The sequence below is a fragment of the Pseudomonas sp. RA_15y_Pfl2_54 genome, from assembly GCF_963971015.1.
GTDB classification, from domain to species: Bacteria; Pseudomonadota; Gammaproteobacteria; order Pseudomonadales; family Pseudomonadaceae; genus Aquipseudomonas; species Aquipseudomonas baetica_A.
On sequence record NZ_CAXAPN010000003.1, the window covers coordinates 206030 to 226003 of the forward strand.

11 protein-coding genes and 3 pseudogenes are annotated in these 19974 nt (G+C 61.1%); 5 read left to right on the forward strand and 9 right to left on the reverse strand.

The genetic code is table 11. The features are described from left to right. The first annotated feature begins 5 nt into the window (after positions 1–5). Positions 6–1352, forward strand: coding sequence for a c-type cytochrome (locus tag AACY50_RS03815; protein ID WP_339431651.1), 1347 nt, complete (start codon positions 6–8; stop codon positions 1350–1352). Positions 1353–1367: 15 nt separating this feature from the next. After that, positions 1368–2387 (forward strand): XdhC family protein, encoded by a 1020-nt coding sequence (locus AACY50_RS03820; protein WP_339431652.1) that lies wholly within the window; start codon positions 1368–1370, stop codon positions 2385–2387. A 664-nt stretch (positions 2388–3051) separates the two neighbouring features. Here the strand turns inward: AACY50_RS03820 and AACY50_RS28660 are convergent. From AACY50_RS28660 to AACY50_RS03840, 5 genes and pseudogenes are all read right to left on the reverse strand, one after another. After that, positions 3052–3183 (reverse strand): annotated as a pseudogene (locus AACY50_RS28660) (DUF6124 family protein); the annotation flags it as partial. A 79-nt stretch (positions 3184–3262) separates the two neighbouring features. Beyond that, positions 3263–3757 (reverse strand): GNAT family N-acetyltransferase, encoded by a 495-nt coding sequence (locus tag AACY50_RS03825; protein WP_339538167.1) that lies wholly within the window; start codon positions 3755–3757, stop codon positions 3263–3265. 12 nt (positions 3758–3769) lie between these two features. Further along, positions 3770–5866 (reverse strand): biotin/lipoyl-binding protein, encoded by a 2097-nt coding sequence (locus AACY50_RS03830; protein ID WP_339431655.1) that lies wholly within the window; start codon positions 5864–5866, stop codon positions 3770–3772. Continuing rightward, a complete protein-coding gene (locus AACY50_RS03835; RefSeq protein ID WP_339463921.1) occupies positions 5867–7186 on the reverse strand; it encodes an efflux RND transporter periplasmic adaptor subunit in 1320 nt (439 codons plus the stop codon). Continuing rightward, positions 7183–7962, reverse strand: coding sequence for an efflux RND transporter periplasmic adaptor subunit (locus AACY50_RS03840; protein ID WP_339431657.1), 780 nt, complete (start codon positions 7960–7962; stop codon positions 7183–7185). Before AACY50_RS03840 ends, AACY50_RS03835 begins: the two co-directional genes overlap by 4 nt. A gap of 222 nt (positions 7963–8184) precedes the next feature. Between AACY50_RS03840 and AACY50_RS03845 the strand changes: the two are divergent. Together AACY50_RS03845 and AACY50_RS03850 are read left to right on the forward strand one after the other, a co-directional pair. Further along, positions 8185–8483, forward strand: a pseudogene (locus tag AACY50_RS03845) (type II toxin-antitoxin system RelE/ParE family toxin); the annotation flags it as partial. Continuing rightward, a pseudogene (locus AACY50_RS03850) lies at positions 8466–8570 on the forward strand (transcriptional regulator); the annotation flags it as partial. The pseudogenes AACY50_RS03845 and AACY50_RS03850, both read left to right, overlap by 18 nt. 104 nt (positions 8571–8674) lie before the next feature. Here AACY50_RS03850 and AACY50_RS03855 read toward each other — a convergent pair. The 4 genes from AACY50_RS03855 to AACY50_RS03870 are packed head-to-tail and all read right to left on the reverse strand — an operon-like array spanning position 8675 to position 14520. Then, positions 8675–9571, reverse strand: coding sequence for a TolC family protein (locus AACY50_RS03855; RefSeq protein WP_445261466.1), 897 nt, complete (start codon positions 9569–9571; stop codon positions 8675–8677). 48 nt (positions 9572–9619) lie between these two features. After that, positions 9620–10987, reverse strand: a complete 1368-nt coding sequence (locus tag AACY50_RS03860) for an HlyD family type I secretion periplasmic adaptor subunit (RefSeq protein ID WP_339431659.1) — start codon at positions 10985–10987, stop codon at positions 9620–9622. Then, positions 10977–13133, reverse strand: coding sequence for a type I secretion system permease/ATPase (locus AACY50_RS03865; protein WP_339463920.1), 2157 nt, complete (start codon positions 13131–13133; stop codon positions 10977–10979). Before AACY50_RS03865 ends, AACY50_RS03860 begins: the two co-directional genes overlap by 11 nt. A gap of 34 nt (positions 13134–13167) precedes the next feature. Then, on the reverse strand, positions 13168–14520 hold the full coding sequence (locus AACY50_RS03870) for a TolC family outer membrane protein (RefSeq protein WP_339431661.1): 1353 nt from the start codon (positions 14518–14520) through the stop codon (positions 13168–13170). 359 nt (positions 14521–14879) lie between these two features. Between AACY50_RS03870 and AACY50_RS03875 the strand changes: the two genes are divergently transcribed. Further along, a partial coding sequence (locus tag AACY50_RS03875) for a retention module-containing protein (protein ID WP_339538170.1) occupies positions 14880–19974 on the forward strand: 5095 nt, incomplete at its 3' end.

A 19974-nucleotide genomic window follows, 5' to 3' on the forward strand; every position in this document is an offset into this window, starting at 1 on the left:
TGTCCATGAGCAGACGGCATTACAAAAAAGTTGCCGGCACACTGGCATTGGTCGGTCTCGTCGCGTTGGTCCTGCTGGTTTGGTATGGCACCCGGATGCCGGCGTCGGCGCTCGACGCCGCAGGCAGTGTTGCCACAGGCGACGCGGCACTGGTGCAGCGCGGCGAGTATGTGGCCCGGTCTAGCGACTGCGTGGCTTGCCACAGCTTGCCGGAGGGTCCCCCATTCGCCGGAGGCCTGGCGATGGCTACGCCACTGGGGACCATTTACGCGACCAACATTACCCCCGACCGCGCGGCAGGTATCGGTCACTACAGCCTGGCTGACTTCGACCGTGCCGTTCGCCAAGGTGTTGCCCCTGAAGGGCGCCGGCTTTACCCCGCGATGCCTTACCCCTCGTACGCCAAGCTGACAGACGAGGATGTGCGGGCCTTGTACGCCTTCTTCATGCACGGCGTCAGCCCGGCAGCAAAACCCAACAAACCGAGCGAAATTCCCTGGCCGCTGAACATGCGCTGGCCCATCTCGCTGTGGAATAGCTTGTTCACTGAGGCTGCAACCTTCGTTGAACAATCCGCCAGAGACGCTCAGTGGAATCGCGGCGCGTACTTGGTCCAGGGCGCAGGCCACTGCGGCAGTTGCCATACGCCACGCGGCCCGGCTTTCAATGAAAAAGCGTTGAGTGATGCCGGTGACCAGTTCCTGGCCGGCGCACTGCTGGATGGCTGGTACGCCCCCAGCTTGCGCAACGACCCCAACACGGGGCTGGGGCGCTGGAGCGAAGCGGATATCGCGCAGTTCCTGAAAACCGGGCGCAATGAGCATGCGGTGGTTTTTGGTTCGATGACCGAGGCGTTCAATAATTCCACGCAATTCTTGAACGACGACGACCTAGCGGCTATCGCTCACTACCTCAAGTCCTTGCCGGGTGATCCACAGCGCGATGGCGCGCCATGGCAATACGAGGCGGCAGCTGCTTCGGAATTCGTCAGCGCCGGGGGACACCTTTACGAGACGCGCTGTGCCTCCTGTCATGGGCAGGATGGGAAGGGACAGGCGCCATGGATGCCGCCTCTGGCCGGGGCCACTTCAGCACTGACGTTGGCACCTGACTCAGCCATCAATATCAGCCTCAACGGATCAATGCGTGTGGTCACGGCCGGGGTTCCAGATGCGTACCGGATGCCTGCCTTTCGCGGACAACTCTCGGACGTAGAGATCGCGCAGGTGTTGTCTTTTGTCCGCACGACCTGGGGCAATCGGGGGGGCGAGGTTGATGCGCAGGCGGTCTCCCGACTGCGCGCGCATACCGACCCGGCCAGCGCCACGCCAATTATCTTGCACATGCGCTGACCCTGCGGAGGCTTGATGGAAAGCATTGACCTGCTAGTACTGCGTACCGCCCGCGATTGGCTTGCTGCGGGCGACCGCGTGCTGCTGGTAAGCGTGGCACGAACCTGGGGCTCATCACCACGGCCGGTTGGCTCGATGATGGCGCTGCGCAACGATGGGCGTGTAGTGGGCAGCGTCTCCGGCGGCTGCATCGAAGACGACCTTATCCACCGATACACCACAGCTTACGGCGCAGCAGGCTTACCGGAGCGGTTGCCCGATGTGGTTCGCTATGGCGTGAGCGCCGACGAGGCGCACCGTTTCGGCTTGCCTTGCGGAGGCACGCTCGAATTGGTTCTGGAATTCATGCCAGCCGTCGAGGCCATTGAGCAACTGCTAGCACTTCTCGACGCGAGGCAACTGGTGCGGCGCCAACTTGATCTGCGAACTGGAAAAGTAGATCTGCACAGCACAGCGACGCCCGATCAATTCACCTTTGATGGCCTACACATGAGCAACACACTTGGTCCAGGCTATCGGATGCTGCTGATCGGCGCGGGGGCGTTAGCTGAGTACGTTGCCGTGATGGCCCAGTTCAATGGCTTTCAGGTGACCATCTGCGATCCCCGGCCCCAATACATAGAAATGTGGAATGTTCAGGGCATCACTCGAATCCAGGACATGCCAGACGACGTGGTCAGAGCCTTTGCCCCCGACTTACGCACCTGCATCATCGCCCTTAGTCATGATCCAAAGCTTGACGACCTGGCATTGCTGGAGGCCCTGCAAGGTCCAGCCTTCTACATCGGCGCCATCGGCTCGCGACGCAACAGCCAGAACCGACGGAGTCGTTTGATCGAGCATTTTGGTGAGACCGAGGGATCGCTGAAACGTTTGAATGGACCGATCGGCATATACATCGGAAGCAAGACGCCGCCGGAGATCGCCGTCAGTGTGATGGCCGAAGTGCTAGCCGCCAAAAACGCAGTAACACTCCCAAGCGAATTCTCTATTTCCAAGGCCAAGGAAATCAGAGAGGTGGAGAGATGTACATAAGCCCGTGACGTTGCATGCCACTTGTCGCTTGAGTGCAGTGCATCAAGTGTCCCCACACTAACCGCCGAGCGAAATCTGTTTTCAGTGCAAAAAGGGAGGCTCCAGTTTGGGCCGCCCATGCTCAGCCATGTACAAAGTTGAAGGGGCTCGGAAAACTCGTATGTGTGCTGGTGGTTGGAGCGACAGTATCCGTATTAACTGGAACAGTGCTGACTGAGGGCGGAGAGTATTTGGGGTAAGAAATTCACGAGTATTGCGAATCATGGAGATGACACGCACTTTATTTACCTGGGCATGGGGGGCAGTAATTTTAATCGGCGTGATAGATGCCGCCATGATTGTCTACGTGGCTAACAAAAGACTCGCCCCCCCCGGAAGAACACTTTAAACGGTGGCTCTCCATATCCATGGATCACCCGATTTTAGAGAAGAGGTTTCACGCAAAAGTTGTTGAGCTCGCCACCATCAGCGTTTTGATTTCATCCAAGAAAAATCAGAGCATCGACCCTTCTTTAAAAGAAGGAAAGCACTCGGAGTATTTGCCTGAAACCAGCAAGTTGTACCTACTGATTCCCTGCTCGCGATCACAATCTGTCGGCCAACATTCGCCTGACTGACACACCGCAGTCGCGAGCAAGCCCGCTCCCACCGGGGGATTTGGATTTCAGGCCGCAGGGTCGAGGTTGTCGAGGGCTTGGTTGACGGTCAGTTCGCCGAGCATCACGACCTGCTGGATGCCCAACAAGGTGTGGCGCTAGGGCGCGTCCAGCAAACCGGCGAAATCACTGAGCCTCACGCAAGGTTGTGTAGCCTGGGTCCGCGTCCGGGAATGTCGCTTGAACATTGCCGTTCAAGACCCGGCTCCTGCACGGGGTTTATTGGGGATACCAGACAAGTCTTTCGGCGGCCGGATTGCTTTCTTCCACGGCAAATCCCAGTGCCAGATAGTGCCGGCGTGCCTGGGGATTGCTGCGCCAGACCACCGTCGCCACCGGGCAGCGAATCTGCTGCGCGGCTTTCTGCACGCCTTGCAGCACGGCGCGGCCAAAACCCTGGCCACGCGCCGGCGGGATGAACGCCAGATACAACACGCGAATTTCGTTGGCGCCGAAATCGGTGCTCAAGGCACCGATGGCCGTGCCGAGTTTTTCCACCACGTAGTGCATGGCGTTGGGGTAGTTATCCCCCATGCCCTGCTCCTGCACCTGAAACTGCTGGGCGGCCAGTTGCTGCACCTGTTCCGGCTCGCCGTCGATCCACTGCAGATCCGGCCGCGCCGTTTGATACAGGCTTTGCAGAAATGGCCCGTCGGTTGCCCGCGAAGGCCGCACCACCAATCCCTCTGCTGCCACTGCTGCGTTATCCGTCATCGCCGCTCTCCGTTAAAAACCGCTTTCCCTGACCCCCAGCGCCGCCATCCGTCGCCATGCCACACCCAGCAACGACTCGCCGCGCCCCTGCAACACGACCACGCCGCGCAACGGTTGCGGCGGCGTCGGCGCGCTATCGAGCACACTCAAGCGCGCGCCATATTGCGCCTGCACCGGTTCAGCCCGTTGCTGTTGATCGCGGCGTACGGCAATCGGCCCGTGGTGATCGGACGTCAGCGCTTCCTGATCGACGTAGGCCACGCCGTTGGTGTCGATTTCATCCAGTTGCACCGCGAGCGCCGGGTGCATCGGGTCGTCGGCGATGAACCGGCCGCTGGCGCCGGGTTTGACCCGCCACAACTGCGCTTCGGCCAGATAACCGCGCAGGCGTGTGCCGTCCTCGACGACCCGGGCCAGTGCATCCTTGCTCGAAATCCAGCGCCCGACGCTCAGGTTCGGCAGCAAATCACGCACATATCCGGCGTGCGGGGCGCGCAGCAACAGGCGTTCACGTCGGGCGGTGAGCCCGCGGTATTCGGCCACTGCTTCGGCCAGTTTTTGTTCAACGACACCGGCGTCCGCCGCTGTTTCACTGCGGCCGGCCTGCCGGCGCATCAGCAACTGCTGGATCTGGATTTCCCGCCGCACGATGGCGCGCTTCGAATCGAGATCCGGGGATTCCAGCTCGATCAACACATCCCCTTGGGCCACCTTCTGACCGTCCTGCACTTTCACCGCTTTGACCCGCGCCGCGGTGGGTGCATACAGAGCGCTTGCACGTCCGGCCTGCAACATCGTCGGCAGTTCCACAGCGCTGCGCCAAGGCACCACCAGCACCAGCAACAACCCCAGCAATGCCAGACTGAAAAGCAACACGCGCGGGCCATGCGCCTGCTCGCGGCGGCTCCACCACTGGCGCCACTCACGCATGATCGGCAGAAAGATGAACCACACCAGTTCCACCAGCATCAGGAAGATCCCCAACACCTTGAAGAACAGGTGATAGACCGCCAACGCGATCCCGAAAAACAACGCCGCACGCCATAACCACGAGCCATACCCCCAGATCAGCAAACGCCGTTGCATTTTCGGCGACCAAGGCTCCGGCGCGGGTGCGCCATAACCGAACAAAAACTCGCGCAAGCGCCAGCGACACAAGGCAAACGCCCGGCCCTGAAGGTTGTCGACCTGCCACAAATCGCTGATCAGAAAGTAGCCGTCAAAACGCATGAAGGGATTGAGATTGACCACCAGCGTGGTGATCCAGGTGGCGCTGGCGAGCATGAACGCCGCCGTGCGTCCCGGGCCATCAGGCAAGAACGACCACGCCAGCAGCGCGATGCACGCCAACAGCAACTCAGCCATCACGCCACCGGCGCCAATCAACAACCGTGCGCGACGATCATTGACGCGCCAGGCATCGCTGACATCGGTGTAGAACATCGGCAGCAGCACCATGAACGCCACGCCCATGCTCTGCACCCGACACCCGGCGCGCTTGGCCATGAACGCGTGGCCGAACTCGTGACACAGCTTGGCAAAAAACAGCGCCACGCCGAACGCCAATGCGCCGCCGAGGCTGAACAGGTGCGGAAAGGTGCCGACAAACCGCTGCCAGTCCCGCGAGACCAGAAACACCCCAAGCGCCAACGTCGCCGGCAAACCGTAGCGCAACACACGTGGGCCGAAGCGTTCCAGCCACGGCCAGGCGCGATTGAGAAAGGCGTCAGGACGCCACAGCGGTATACGGAAAAACAGGTACTGATGCAGAAGGATTTGCCACAGGCTCTGTTTCTGCGCCAGGGCCTTGAGCCGGTAACTGGCGCGCTGTTGATCGTCGAGGGCACTGATCAAATCGTGCCCACGGAGAAACTCCAGCAATTGCTCAAGCTCGGTGCCGTCCAGCGGCAGGCCCGGCTCACGATTGGCCGCACGCAGGACCTGATCGGCATCGCCCAGCGACCAGTGGCGCAACAGGCGCATCGCCGCCGCGCCCAGTTTGAAATAACGCCCGCGCACCGGGTCGGCCAGGGTCCAGCGTGGCGAGCCGTCCAATGCTGGCGCTGCGGGCGACAGTTGCAGGTCGGCACGCAGGCTCGGCAGGTTCATTTACAGGCCCACGCTCTGGCGCAGACCGGCCAATGGGCGACGCAACAGGTACAGCGCCAGCGGCGCACGGTCACCGAATATTTTCGCCGTACCGCGCAGGCCGATGCGCGGCGGTGCATCGACGAAATTGGCGTCGAGCCGATACGCCAGTTGCCCGCCAGCGGTCGGTTGTGCCTCGTAGGCCGAGCGCTCCAGCGTCGCGTGGTGGCGCTTCAAGGGATCGCTGTCGAGAAACAACGCGATCTCGGCACCGGGCGCTAACGATATCGCGTCGCCCACCGCCAGTTCGATACGCAGTTCGGCCTGGTTCGGGTCGGCAATTTCCATCAGCCGTTCACCGGTCTGCACGGGTTTGCCGGTCAAGCGTTCGGCATCGGCAAACACCGCGATACCATCGCGTTCGGCACGCACTTCGCTGCGGTTGAGCAACTCGCGGGCGTAGTCGCGTTCGGCGCGTTTTTGCTCGACGCGCGCGGCCAGCAAGTCGATCCGCGAGTTGGACTCGGCATCGGTGAACGAGCGTTGGGAATTGGATTTGAGTTCGGCCTCGGCCACATCCAATGCCCGTTCGGCCACATCGGCCTGAGCCGTGAGGGTGGTGTTTTCGAAGCGCAGCAACAGTTCGCCGGTTTTCACCGTTTGATTGGGTTTGACCAGAAACTCGGCGATCACCCCGTCCAGCGGCGCCGCCACCACACGGCCGCCCAGCGGCACCACTTCGGCCGGTGCCAGCACCGATTGACGCACCGGAATCAACAACCCGAGCAACAGCGCCGCGACCAGTGCCACCTGACGTTTACGCGTCCAGCGCAACCGCCAGGGTTTGCGTGGCTGCAGCGCCAGCCAGGCGTGGCTGTAGGTGTCGCCCAGTTGCGAGAGCAAAACTTGTTCGGAAGGATTCCACGGCACATCGCGGGCCAGCCACAAACCGCCGAACACCTGTCCATCCCGATCAATCAACGGCAGCCAGAACACTTGTGCGGCGGACAAACTGCGCCAATCGGCCTGGATCGATTCGCCGAGCGACTGCGGCGCAATCACCAGCGCCTGCTGCAGCACATCCTGCTTGAACAACTGCGCCACGGCTTGCTCGACAAACGCCACGAACGGCGCATTGGGCTCCACCGCGCTGACGCCGGTCACCGCTTGCACCTTGCCTGCGATCAACAACGCGGCATGGCGAAAACCGAACAGCGACTGGCCGTCATTGACCAGGCTGTAGGCCAGTTGGGACGCGTCGCGGGCCGTGCGGGTCTGGCGTTCGAGGTCGAGAAACCGCGCAAAGACCTGCTCGGCACCGCCGCTGACCGGGGCGTTCAATTGAGCTCCGCAAAATGCGCCGTACCGCTCATGCCGGCCAGCAAGCCTTTGGCTTCGGGGAGAGAGGCGACCAGCAACAAGGTCTGACTGCCCTCATCGATTCGCGCGCCGAGGCGTTTGACCGTGGCCTCGAGCGGTTGACCGGTTTCATCGGGAACAAAGGAAAACGTCTGGCCAGGCTTGAGTTTGGCCATCCAGCGCGACGGGACCAACAGATGGATTTCCAGTGTGCGGTTATCGACCACATCCAGCAGCGGCGCGCCGGCCGACACGCTCTCATAGCGCTTGACCTTGCGCTCCACCACTTGCCCGTCAAATGGCGCAATCACGCTGCAGCGTTTGACCTGCACCTGATAAACCTGAGATTGCGCCTGGGTTTCGCTGACCTTGGCCTGCGCCCGCGCCACTTCGAAACGCCCGACGGAATTGAGCGCGGCCAATTGTTTGTTGTGCGCCAATTCTTCACCGGCGCCACGGCTGGCCGCTTGCGCAGCATTGAGTTGCGCCTGATAGGCCGAGCAATCGAACCGGGCCAGCACGTCGCCCTTCTTGAACGACTCGCCCTCACTGAACGGCAACTCGACAATCCGCCCGGACAGCTCACTGGCCAGAATCGCCTGATCCCGAGCGCGAAGCACACCCCGCGCCTCACTGCTCGCGGTACCCGCCCCGGCCGCTGGGCTATCGAGCAGCGGATCGTCTAGCCCGGGCGTTTGCGCCTGAACGGCACACGTTACAAAGGTCAATCCAAAAACCCAACCACGAAAACGCTGCATAACCGCTACTCCCTGACGGATGTGCGGAGTCTACGACAGCGAGGGTTAGCGTCAAGCGAAAGGCCAGCATTGCGCCTTTGTCTTTGGTTTAAGCAGACCGCAAGTGCTCAGGTCAGCCCATCGAAAATATAACCCTGATGGAATATTCCATAGCGCCCATATTCGCCTCCCATGAAGTGGGATATCGAATACACCGACGCGTTAGGCAACTGATGGGAAGACCTGACTGAAAACGAGCAGAGTTGTGTGGCTGCAAGCGTCAAACTGCTGGGTCAATTCGGACCGGGTTTACGCTTTCCGCACAGTAATGCGATCAACGGAGCGCGGCACGGCCATTTACGAGAACTGCGAGTTCAACATGCCGGACGGCCGTATCGCATTCTTGATGCGTTTGATCCAAGACGTTGCGCAGTACTATTGATCGGTGGAGACAAAACCGGTCAGGACCGCTGGCATGAAGTCAATGTCCCGCTCGCCGATCAACCGATCGGCTGTACGCTGAGCATCTAGAAACATTGCGCAACTATATCCATGCGATGGGCGGCGAACTTGAAATCATCGCAACGTTTCCCGAAGGGCAAATCAACATCGAAAATTTCGCAGGTTGAGCACCCGAAGTCCGCTTCAACCTGTGACACCTTCTGCTGACGATCTACTCGGCAGCCTGCACATCACATCGAATTCGTCGATTTGATCCTTTTTTGCGACATCCTCAGCGTTGCGCCATCTTGTCGACCGGATACACCGACTCCCATCCCCCACCCAACGCCCGGTACAACCCGACCATCGCCAGCGACACCGCGGTCGAACTCTCCACCCACTGCTCCTGAGTCGCGAGCAACGCGCTCTGCACGGTAAGGACGTTGACGAAGTCGACCACGCCTTCGACGTATTGCCGTTGTGCGGTGCGCAGGGCGATCTGGTTCTGGCGCACGGCTTCGGCGAGGCGGCCTGCGCGGCGCTGGCTGGCGTTATAGGCGGTCAGTTCCAGCAACAGGCTGATCGCGTTGATCAGTTGCGATTGGCGCTGCTCCAGTGCCGGTAGCCGCGATTCGATGGCCGCGACTTGTGCGGCGGCTTCGGCGACATCCAGATTGGCGTCGGCGGCTTCGGTTTCCCGGCGCACGCGGCCCCAGACATCCAGTTCCCATGACGCGGAGAAACCGGCGTCCCACAGGTTGAAGGCCGAATCGCCGTTGTGTCCGGATGGGTCGCTCAGCCCCTTGGCACTGTTGCGTTCGCGCCCATAGCCAGCGGTAGCGGCGGTATTGGGGTAGCGGTCGGCGCCGATCACCCGGCGTGCGGCGCGACTTTGATGCAGCCGGCTGCTGGCCAGTTGCAGGTCGAGGTTACTGTGCACGGCGCGCTGGGTCAGGGCCAAGAGTTGCGGGTCGTGGAAGACTTCCCACCAGCGTTCGTTCAGGGGTTCGCTGACCGCTTGGCCGGGGGCTGATTTGGCGGGTTTGGCCCAATCGGCGATCTGCGTGGCTACCGGCTTTTGGAAGTCAGGGCCCACGGTGCAGGCGGTAAGGCCAGCGGCAATTACGACGGTGGATATCAGGCGCTGCAACTGGCCTCTTCGCGAGCAAGCCCGCTCCCACACTGGAATGCATTTCAATGTGGGAGCGGGCTTGCCCGCGATGAGGCCACTGAAGATCTAGCGCTCGTGCAACGCCTCAGCACGCGCCCGAATGATCGGTTTGAGCAGATAGCTCAACACCGACTTCTTGCCGGTGATGATATCCACCGACGCCACCATTCCGGGGATGATCAGCAACGGCTTCTCATCGGTGCCCAAGTGGCTGCGATCGGTGCGCAACTTGATCACGTAATACGTGGTTTTCTTGTCTTCGTCGGTAATGGTGTCTGCGCCAATCTGCTCAAGCTTGGCTTTGAGCCCACCATAAATGGTGTAGTCATACGCGGTGAATTTCACCGTCGCTTCCTGCCCTGGATGCAGGAACGCGATGTCTTGCGGGCGGATCTTGGCTTCGACCAGCAACGTGTCGTCCAACGGTACGATTTCCACCATGTCGCTGCCCGGCTGGATCACGCCGCCGATGGTGTTGACCAGTAACTTGTTGACGATGCCGCGCACCGGCGACGTGACCAGTGTCCGGCTGACGCGGTCTTCCAGCGCCTTGCCGGTGGCCTTGGCCTTGTTCAGGTCAGTGCGCGCTTCGTTGAGTTGAGTGAGCGCTTCGCTGCGGAACTTGCCACGCGTCTCGTCGATCTTGCGCTGCACTTCCTTGATCGCCGATTCGGCGCGCGGGATGGCCAGCGTAGTGGCATCGAGCTGACCACGGGTTTCGACTTCGGCACGCTTGAGCCGCAGCACTTCAACCGGGGAAACCGCGCCCTGCGCCACCAGCGGCTCGGACATGTTGATTTCCTGACGCTGCAAACCGAGTTGCTGGCGGTACTGCGCCTGCTTGGAGGTGAACTCGCGCAGCTCTTGCTGACGCTGGATCAACTGCTCCTGCAAACCGCCGATCTCGTCGTGCAGCTGCTGGCGACGGCTGATGTACAGCGATTCTTCGCTTTTGGCCTGGCCCGGAACAGCTTTGAGCACGTCCTCGGGGAAGTTCAGCGGTCGGTCATCGACCTCGGCACTCAGACGCTCGACCCGCAGCACCATCGACAGCCTGTCGGCCTCGGTTTCGCCGACGTTGGAGGCAAATCGCGTGTCGTCCAGGCGAATCAGCGGCGCACCTGCCTCGACGATCTGGCCTTCCTTGACGTAGAGCTCAGTAACGATGCCGCCCTCAAGGTTCTGGATTTTCTGGATCTTCGAAGACGGAATAGCCTTGCCCTCGCCTTTGGTCACTTCGTCGATCACGGCGAAATTGGCCCAGAGCATGAGGAACACGAAAAAGCCGATGATCGCCCATATCGTCAGACGAACGACGCGCGGGGCGTCTTCGATCAGCGCTTTGTTGACCTCTGGCAGTGGCTGGCCCTGCAGCGAGGCAGAACCCTTGAAGTAGCGACGGATCGACTCCTTGATACCCGACTTAAGCAACACTGATCTGCCCCTTCTTCAACGCTTCCATCACGGCGGCTTTCGGGCCATCGGCGAGAATCTGTCCGCGGTCGACCACCAGCAGGCGATCCACCAGCGACAGCAGCGACGCCCGGTGCGTCACCAGCACCACGGTCTTGTTTTCGATCACCGCCGCGAGGCGTTGCTTGAGGCGTTCTTCGCCGGTGTTGTCCATGGCGCTGGTCGGTTCGTCCATCAGCAGAATCGGCGGATTGAGCAACAATGCCCGGGCCAGGGCGACATTCTGGCGCTGGCCGCCGGACAGGTTCTGCCCGCGCTCGCCCACTTGCAGCTCATAACCTTGCGGGTGCAAACGGGCGAATTCGTGGACGCCGGCCAGTTCGGCGGCCTGCAGGACGAGTTCGTCCTCTACATAACGCGCGCCGGACACCAGGTTGTCACGCAGGGTGCCGGCCAGCAGTTGAATGTCTTGCGGCACATAGCCGATGTTGTAGCGCAACTCGCTGACGTCGATCTGACGGATGTCCACACCGTCGACCAGCAACGCGCCGTCGTCCGGTTGATACAGGCCCACCAGCAGCTTGGCGAGGGAGCTTTTGCCAGAGCCGCTGCGACCGATGATGCCGATCTTCTCGCCGGGACGGATCACCAGGTTGATGTTCTTCAGCGCCGGGTTCTGTTGTTCCGGGTAGGTGAAGTTGAGCTGGCGGCATTCGATGGCACCTTGCAGAACCTTGCGGCTCAGCGGGCGCTCTTCGAAATTGCGTTCCTGCGGCAGCTCCATCATCTGGTCGACCGAGGTCATGGTCACTCGCGCTTGCTGGTAGCGCGTCAGCAGGCCGGACAGCGACGCCAGCGGGCTCAGTGCGCGACCGCTGAGCATGTAGCACGCAATCAGACCGCCCATGCTGAGGTTGCCGGCGATGATCTGGTACACGCCGAAGACGATCATGATCACCCCGGCCAGTTGCTGGATCAGCAGGGTGATGTTCATCGCCAGGCCGGAAAGCATTTTCACCCGCAGTTCGAGGCGGCTGAGGGTGCCAATGGTCTGTTCCCACTGGTATTGGCGTTCGCTTTCGGCGTTGTTGACCTTGACCGCGTCTAGGCCGGCGAGGGTTTCGATCAGGCTCGACTGACGCTCGGCGCCGAGGGCCATGGTGCGTTCCATGGTGGCCACCAGCGGCTTCTGCAACGCGTAGCCGATGGCCAGGGCAATCGGGAACGCCAGCACCGGAATCCACACCAGATGCCCGCCAAGAATGGCGATGACAATGAAGATCAGGATGGTGAACGGCAGATCGATCAGGCTGGTCAGGGTCAGCGAGGCCAGGAAGTCACGCAGGCTCTGAAACTCATGGATGTTCTGCGCGAAGCTGCCGACCCGCGCCGGCCGATGCTTCATGGCCATGCCGACGATGCGCTCGAACAGCGTCGCAGAGATGATCAGGTCGGTTTTCTTGCCGGCCAGATCCAGACACAGGCTGCGCAGGCTCTTGAGAATCAGGTCGAACATGTAGGCGCCGGTGATACCCAGTGCGAGCACCCACAGGGTGGCCTCAGCCTGGTTCGGCACCACGCGGTCGTAGACGTTCATCACGAACAGCGGCGCGGCCATGGCGATGATATTGATCAGGAAACTGGCGGCAATGGCGTCGGCATACAGCCAGCGCGAACGCTTGAGGGTGTCACGGAACCACGAGCGTGCACGCGGGATCAGCGTGCCGTGGTTGACGTCGAATTTATGTTGGGGTTGGGCGAAGAAGACTTTGCCGGTGTAATCGTCGGCGAGCAGTTCACGACTGACCACGGACTCGCCACCATCGCTTTCGCTGAGCAGCACCCGCGCTTCATTTTCACCTTGCCAGCCGAGCATGACGGCACTGCGGCCATCCTTGAGCAACAACAACGCCGGCATGGCGATCGCCGGAATCTCTTCCAGTTTGCGCTGCAGCACTCGACCCTGCAGGCCGGCGCGAGCCGCCGCGCGAGGCAGCAACTCGACACTCAAACGTTGTTTGGGCAGCGGCAGGCCGGTGGTCAGCATCGCCGCGCTGGCAGGTTTCTGGTGCAGTATGCAAAGGGCGAGCAGACCATCCAGCAACGGATCGTCGTGCAACGCGCGTGGATCATGACTGAGATGAACTCGACTGACTTCTGATTCCACGCTCGACACTCTTTGACTGTTTAAAAGGGATAACTCAATTCATCCCAGGTAACTGCACCTTGGGCTTCACGTCGTTTTGCACAACGGATGCCAACGGTGCGACCACTCCCTGGCTTCTGAGCAACTCGCCCATGGTCGCCTTGATTCGGTATTGAGTAAATAACTGAATGTTTTTGATTTCAGCCAGACGCCGCGAAGCGGTGAACAACTCGTTTTCGCTGTCGAGCAAGTCAAGCAGAGTGCGCTCGCCGAGGCTGAACTGACGCTGGTAAGCGGTACGCACCGCCATGCTGTGATCGACATACTGCTGAGCGATCGGCACCTGAGCATTGGCGTTGTTGAGGGCGTTCCAGGCCAGGCCCAGTTCTTCATTCAATTGACGCAAGGCGTTGTTGCGGATGTCCAGCGCCTGGTTCGACAGGTACGACTTGGATTCCAGGTCAGCCTTGTTGCTGCCACCCGAATACAGGTTGAAGCGCATGCGCAGCATGGCCTGCCATTCGTTGTTGTGACCGTTCTGGCCGTCGAGGTCGTTGTCGGCGGTGCGGCCCAACTCGGCGTCGAAGCGTGGGTAGAAGGTCGACTTGGCGGCTTCGTACTGTTTCTCGGCAGCCGCAATATCGGACTCGGCCGAGCGCAGGATCGGGCTGTTTTCCAGCATCTGCGTGCGGGCTTCATTGAGGTTGGCCGGCATCATCGCCATGAACGGCGCCGGACGCTCCAACTGATCGGGCATCTGGCCGACAGCGCTGAGGAAGTTGGTTTCAGAGTCGGCGAGGTTGGTTTGCTCGGTGATCAGGTTGTTGCGGGCCTGAGCCATCCGCGCTTCGGCTTGATCAAGATCGGCACCGCTGCCGACACCGCGCTGGGTGCGCAGTTGAATCTGGTCATAGATGCGCTGATGGCTCTTGAGGTTTTCCTCGGCCAGACGCACGAATTCGCGGCGGGTCAGCACGTCCAGATACACCTGGGCCACCGTCAGCGCGGTGCGCTCGGACGTGCCAAGCAACGAGTAGGCGCGCGAGTTGACGGTGGCTTGTTGACGCCCGACTTCGCTGGACGTCGCGAAACCGTCGAAGACCATTTGCGAGAGACGTAAACTTGACTCGCTGCGGTTCAGGGTTTCCCAGTGATTGCCACCACCGTTGGCTCGCGTGGTCACGCTGTCGGTGCCTTCACGACCATAACCGCCGAGCAGATCGACCTTCGGCAGGTATCCACCTTTGGCTGCCTTTAATTGATAATCCGCGGCCAAACGACTGTTGACCCCTGCCTGGATTTCCGGATGGACATCCAGCGCCTGTTGCATGGCTTGCGGTAGGGATTGTGCTTGTACGAACGATGCGGCGAGGGCGAACGGTAGGGCCTTGAGCAGATGCAAACGCATGATAAAGATTTCCCAGAACTTCTTGTCTTGAATCACAGCAAAACGTGGTGCTGCGTCGGATGATTGGCAACCGGAATGACCGTATGTCGGAAAGTTCAAAATAGGAACTGGATCACACGCTGAAGGACAGGTCGCCGCGGAAATATCAATGTGACATTAGTGGGGCGATTGTTTAGGATGGCACCCAGAAGGTCAATAGTTTGGCATAAAGTTAATCGCGAAAGAATATAGCCAAATTATTGACAAAATCATGCGTCAAACTTGTTTCGCAAATTTTTAAAGTACGTCCAGACTGAAATGGCGCAGACGCCATCAGGTCTATGGAAGTCAACTGAACGTGACACCCCGGAGAGTCTTCAATGAGCAGTGTTGTTGCCATCGTCAAAAGCATTGTCGGTCAGGTTTTCGTGGTGTCGCCGGAAGGCGTACGCCGCGTACTCGTTGAAGGCGACCGCCTGTTTGTCGGCGACCAGATCGACACCGGCCTCTCCGGCGCCGTGTCGCTTGAACTGGCTGATGGCCGCACCCTCGATCTGGGTCGCGACACTCAATGGAGCGCCAGCGCGCCCGACTCCAGCACTGACCTGGCCGAAGCCACCGCACAGGCCGCGCCGTCGGTAGAAGAACTGCAACAAGCCATCGCCGCCGGTGTCGACCCGACCACCGCGCTGGAAGCCACCGCAGCCGGCGCCACTGCCGCGGGTACGGGCGGTGCCGCCGGTGGTGGTCACAGCTTCGTGCTGCTTGATGCCACGGCCGGCAGCGTTGACCCGACCATTGGTTTCCCGACAGCGGGCATCGATTCGGCTGCGCAAGCGGCTCAGAACATCACCGGCGGCCAGACCACCGACACCACCAACAACGCTCTGCGTGAATCGACCCTGAGCCTCAGCGCCACGCCGACCATCACCGAAGCCGGCGGCGTGCTGGTGTACACCGCGACCCTGACTCAGGCGCCGCTGACGGACCTGACCATCACCCTGTCCAACGGCGCAGTGATCGTGATCCCGGCCGGCTCGACCACTGGCACCGTCAACGTGCCGCTGGCGCCGAACGACACCGTTTATAACGACCCGACCCAGATCGACGTGACCGTCACCGGCACCACTGGCGGTAACGGCATCACCGTGACCCCGCCGACCACCCCGGCCACCACCCAGGTCACCGACACCATCGACACCACCACCGTCACCCTGACGGCGGGATCGAGCGTCACCGAGGGCGGTCAGATCACCTACACCGCGACCCTGACCAATCCGGCGCAAACCCCGGTGACCGTCACCCTGTCGAACGGGTCGACCATCACCATTGGCGCGGGCCAGACGACCGGCACCGTCAACGTGCCGACCCCGGCCAACGACGTGTACAACAACGGCAGCACCGTCACCACGACCATCACCGGTGCCACGGGCGGCAACTTCGAAAACCTGGTGCCGAACCCGACACCGGCGGTGACCACCATCACCGATTCGATCGACACCACCGGCCTGACCCTGACCGCGACCGGTACCGTGGTCGAGGGTGGCCAGATCACCTACACCGCGACCCTGACCAATCCGGCGCAAACCCCGGTGACCGTCACCCTGTCGAACGGCTCGACCATCACCATTGGCGCGGGCCAGACGACCGGCACCGTCAACGTGCCGACCGCGCCAAACGACGTCTACAACAATGGCACCACCGTCAGCACCACAATTACCGGCGCTACCGGTGGCAACTTTGAAAACCTGGTGCCGAACACCACGCCAGCGACCACCACCGTCACCGATTCGATCGACACCACCAGCGTGAGCCTCACCGCGACCGGCACCGTCGTCGAGGGTGGCCAGATCACCTACACCGCGACCCTGACCAACCCGGCGCAAACCCCGGTGACCATCACCCTGTCGAACGGGTCGACCATCACCATTGAGGCCGGCAAAACGACCGGCACCGTAGACGTGCCGACCCCGCCAAACGACGTCTACAACAATGGCAGCACCGTCAGCACCACAATTACCGGCGCTACCGGTGGCAACTTTGAAAACCTGGTGCCGAACACCACGCCAGCGACTACCACCGTCACCGATTCGATCGACACCACCAGCGTGAGCCTCACCGCGACCGGCACCGTCGTCGAGGGTGGCCAGATCACCTACACCGCGACCCTGACCAACCCGGCGCAAACCCCGGTGACCGTCACCCTGTCGAACGGCTCGACCATCACCATTGAGGCCGGCAAAACGACCGGCACCGTAGACGTGCCGACCGCAGCCAACGACGTTTACAACAATGGCAGCACCGTCAGCACCACAATTACCGGCGCTACCGGTGGCAACTTTGAAAACCTGGTGCCGAACACCACGCCAGCGACTACCACCATTACCGACTCGATCGATACCACCAATCTGTCGCTGAGTGCCACTGGCTCGGTGGCCGAGGGTGGTTCGATCGTTTACACCGCGACCCTGACCAACGCTGCTGGCTCGCCAGTGACTGTGACTCTGTCGAACGGCGCAGTCATTACCATCGATGCCGGTAAAACCACGGGCACTGTGACTGTTCCAGCACCGGCTGATGACGTTTACAAAGATGCCGGCAAGGTCGAGGCAACCATTTCGACTGCCACCGGTGGCAACTTCGAGAACCTGGTGCCAAGCACTGTTCCAGCGGTTACCAACGTCACCGATACCATCGACACCACCACCGTCAAACTCACCGCCTCCGAGTCGGCTGCTGAAGGTGGCACCGTCACTTACACCGCGACCGTGGGCGCCCCGGTCACGGGTTCGCCAGTCGTCGTGACCCTGGCCAACGGTCAAAACATCACTATCGAAGTCGGCAAAACCACCGGTACTGTCACCACCACCGCGCCTAACGACGCATTGGTTGGTCAGGCTCCGCTGACCAACTCGATCACTGACGTAACCGGCGGCAACTACGAAAATCTCGTAGCCGACAAAACACCAGTCAGCACCACCGTGACTGACACCGTCGACACCACCAACCTGTCGCTCAGCGCGACCGACTCGGTCGCCGAGGGCGGTTCGATTGTCTATACCGCCACCCTGACCAACGCCGCGGGCTCGCCAGTGACTGTGACTCTGTCGAACGGCGCAGTGATCACCATCGACGCTGGCAAAACCACCGGTACAGTCACCGTTCCAGCGCCGGCCGATGACGTCTACAAAGATGCCGGTACCATCCAGGCAACGATCAGCACAGCCACCGGTGGCAACTTCGAGAACCTGGTGCCGAGCACTGTTCCGGCCGTGACTGAAGTGACCGACACCATCGACACTTCGACCGTCAAACTGACGGCTGATACTTCCGTGGCTGAGGGGGGCACCGTTACTTACACCGCCACTGTTGGTGCGCCGGTGACTGGTTCGCCAGTCGTCGTGACCCTGGCCAACGGCCAAAACATCACCATCGAAGTCGGCAAAACCACCGGCACCGTGACCACCACCGCGCCAAACGATGCGCTGGCCGGTAACGCCCCGCTGACCAACTCGATCACTGACGTGAGCGGCGGCAACTACGAAAATCTCGTGGCCGACAAAACACCGGTTTCGACCACCGTCACCGACGTCGTCGACACCACCAACCTGACGCTGAGCGCCACCGACTCGGTCGCCGAGGGCGGCTCAATCGTCTACACCGCCACCCTGACCAACGCCGCTGGCTCGCCAGTCACCGTGACCCTGTCGAACGGCGCAGTGATCACCATCGAAGCTGGCAAAACCACCGGCACTGTGACTGTTCCAGCGCCTGCCGATGACGTCTACAAAGATGCCGGCAAAGTCGAAGCAACCATTTCGACTGCCACGGGCGGCAACTTCGAGAACCTGGTGCCGAGCACTGTTCCAGCGGTTACCAACGTCACCGATACCATCGACACCACCACCGTCAAACTCACCGCCTCCGAGTCGGCTGCTGAAGGTGGCACCGTCACCTACACCGCGACCGTGGGCGCCCCGGTCACGGGTTCGCCAGTCGTGGTAACTCTGGCCAACGGCCAGAACATCACCATCGAAGTCGGCAAAACCACCGGCACCGTGACCACCACTGCGCCAAACGATGCGCTGACCGGTCATGCGCCACTGACCAATGCAATCACTGACGTAACCGGCGGCAACTACGAAAATCTCGTGGCCGATAAAACGCCAGTCAGCACCACCGTGACTGACACCGTCGACACCACAAACCTGTCGCTGAGCGCCACCGATTCTGTGGCCGAGGGCGGTTCGATCGTTTACACCGCCACCCTGACCAACGCCGCTGGCTCGCCAGTGACCGTGACCCTGTCGAACGGCGCCGTCATCACTATCGAAGCCGGTAAATCCACGGGCACAGTGACTGTTCCAGCGCCGGCTGACGACGTCTACAAAGATGCCGGTACCGTCCAGGCAACGATCAGCACAGCCACAGGCGGCAACTTCGAAAACCTGGTGCCGAGCACTGTTCCAGCGGTTACCGAAGTCACTGACACCATCGACACCTCGACTGTATCGCTTACCGCTACCGCGAACGTCGCTGAAGGCGAAACCGTGGTTTACACCGCAACTGTGACCGCGCCAGTGACCGGCTCGCCGGTTGTGGTAACCCTGTCCAACGGTCAGACCATCACCATCGCCGTCGGTGAAACCACCGGCAGCGTTAACTTCGTAGCGCCGAACAGCCCTCTGGCGGGCGGCAGCTCCCTGAGCGTAACCATCGACGGTGCCACTGGCGGCAACTTCGAAAAACTGGCCGTCGACGGCAAATCCGCCGATACCTCGGTTTCGGACACCACCGATACCACCAACCTGAACCTGACGGCGACCGACTCGGTCGCCGAGGGCGGCTCAATCGTCTACACCGCCACCCTGACCAACGCTGCTGGCTCGCCAGTCACCGTGACTCTGTCGAACGGCGCCGTCATCACTATCGATGCCGGCAAAACCACGGGCACCGTCACTGTTCCGGCTCCAGCCGATGACGTCTATAAAGACGCTGGCAAAGTCGAAGCAACCATTGCCACCGCGACCGGTGGCAACTTCGAGAACCTGGTCCCGAGCACCGTTCCGGCGGTTACCGACGTCACCGATACAATCGACACCACCACCGTCAAACTCACCGCGACCGAGTCGGCTGCTGAAGGTGGCACCGTCACTTACACCGCGACCGTGGGCGCCCCGGTCACGGGTTCGCCGGTCGTGGTAACTCTGGCCAACGGCCAGAACATCACCATCGAAGTCGGCAAAACCACCGGTACTGTCACCACCACCGCGCCTAACGACGCATTGGTTGGTCAGGCTCCGCTGACCAACTCGATCACTGACGTAACCGGCGGCAACTACGAAAATCTCGTAGCCGACAAAACACCAGTCAGCACCACGGTGACTGACACCGTCGACACCACCAACCTGTCGCTGTCAGCGACCGGTACCGTGGCTGAGGGCGGCTCAATCGTCTACACCGCCACCCTGACCA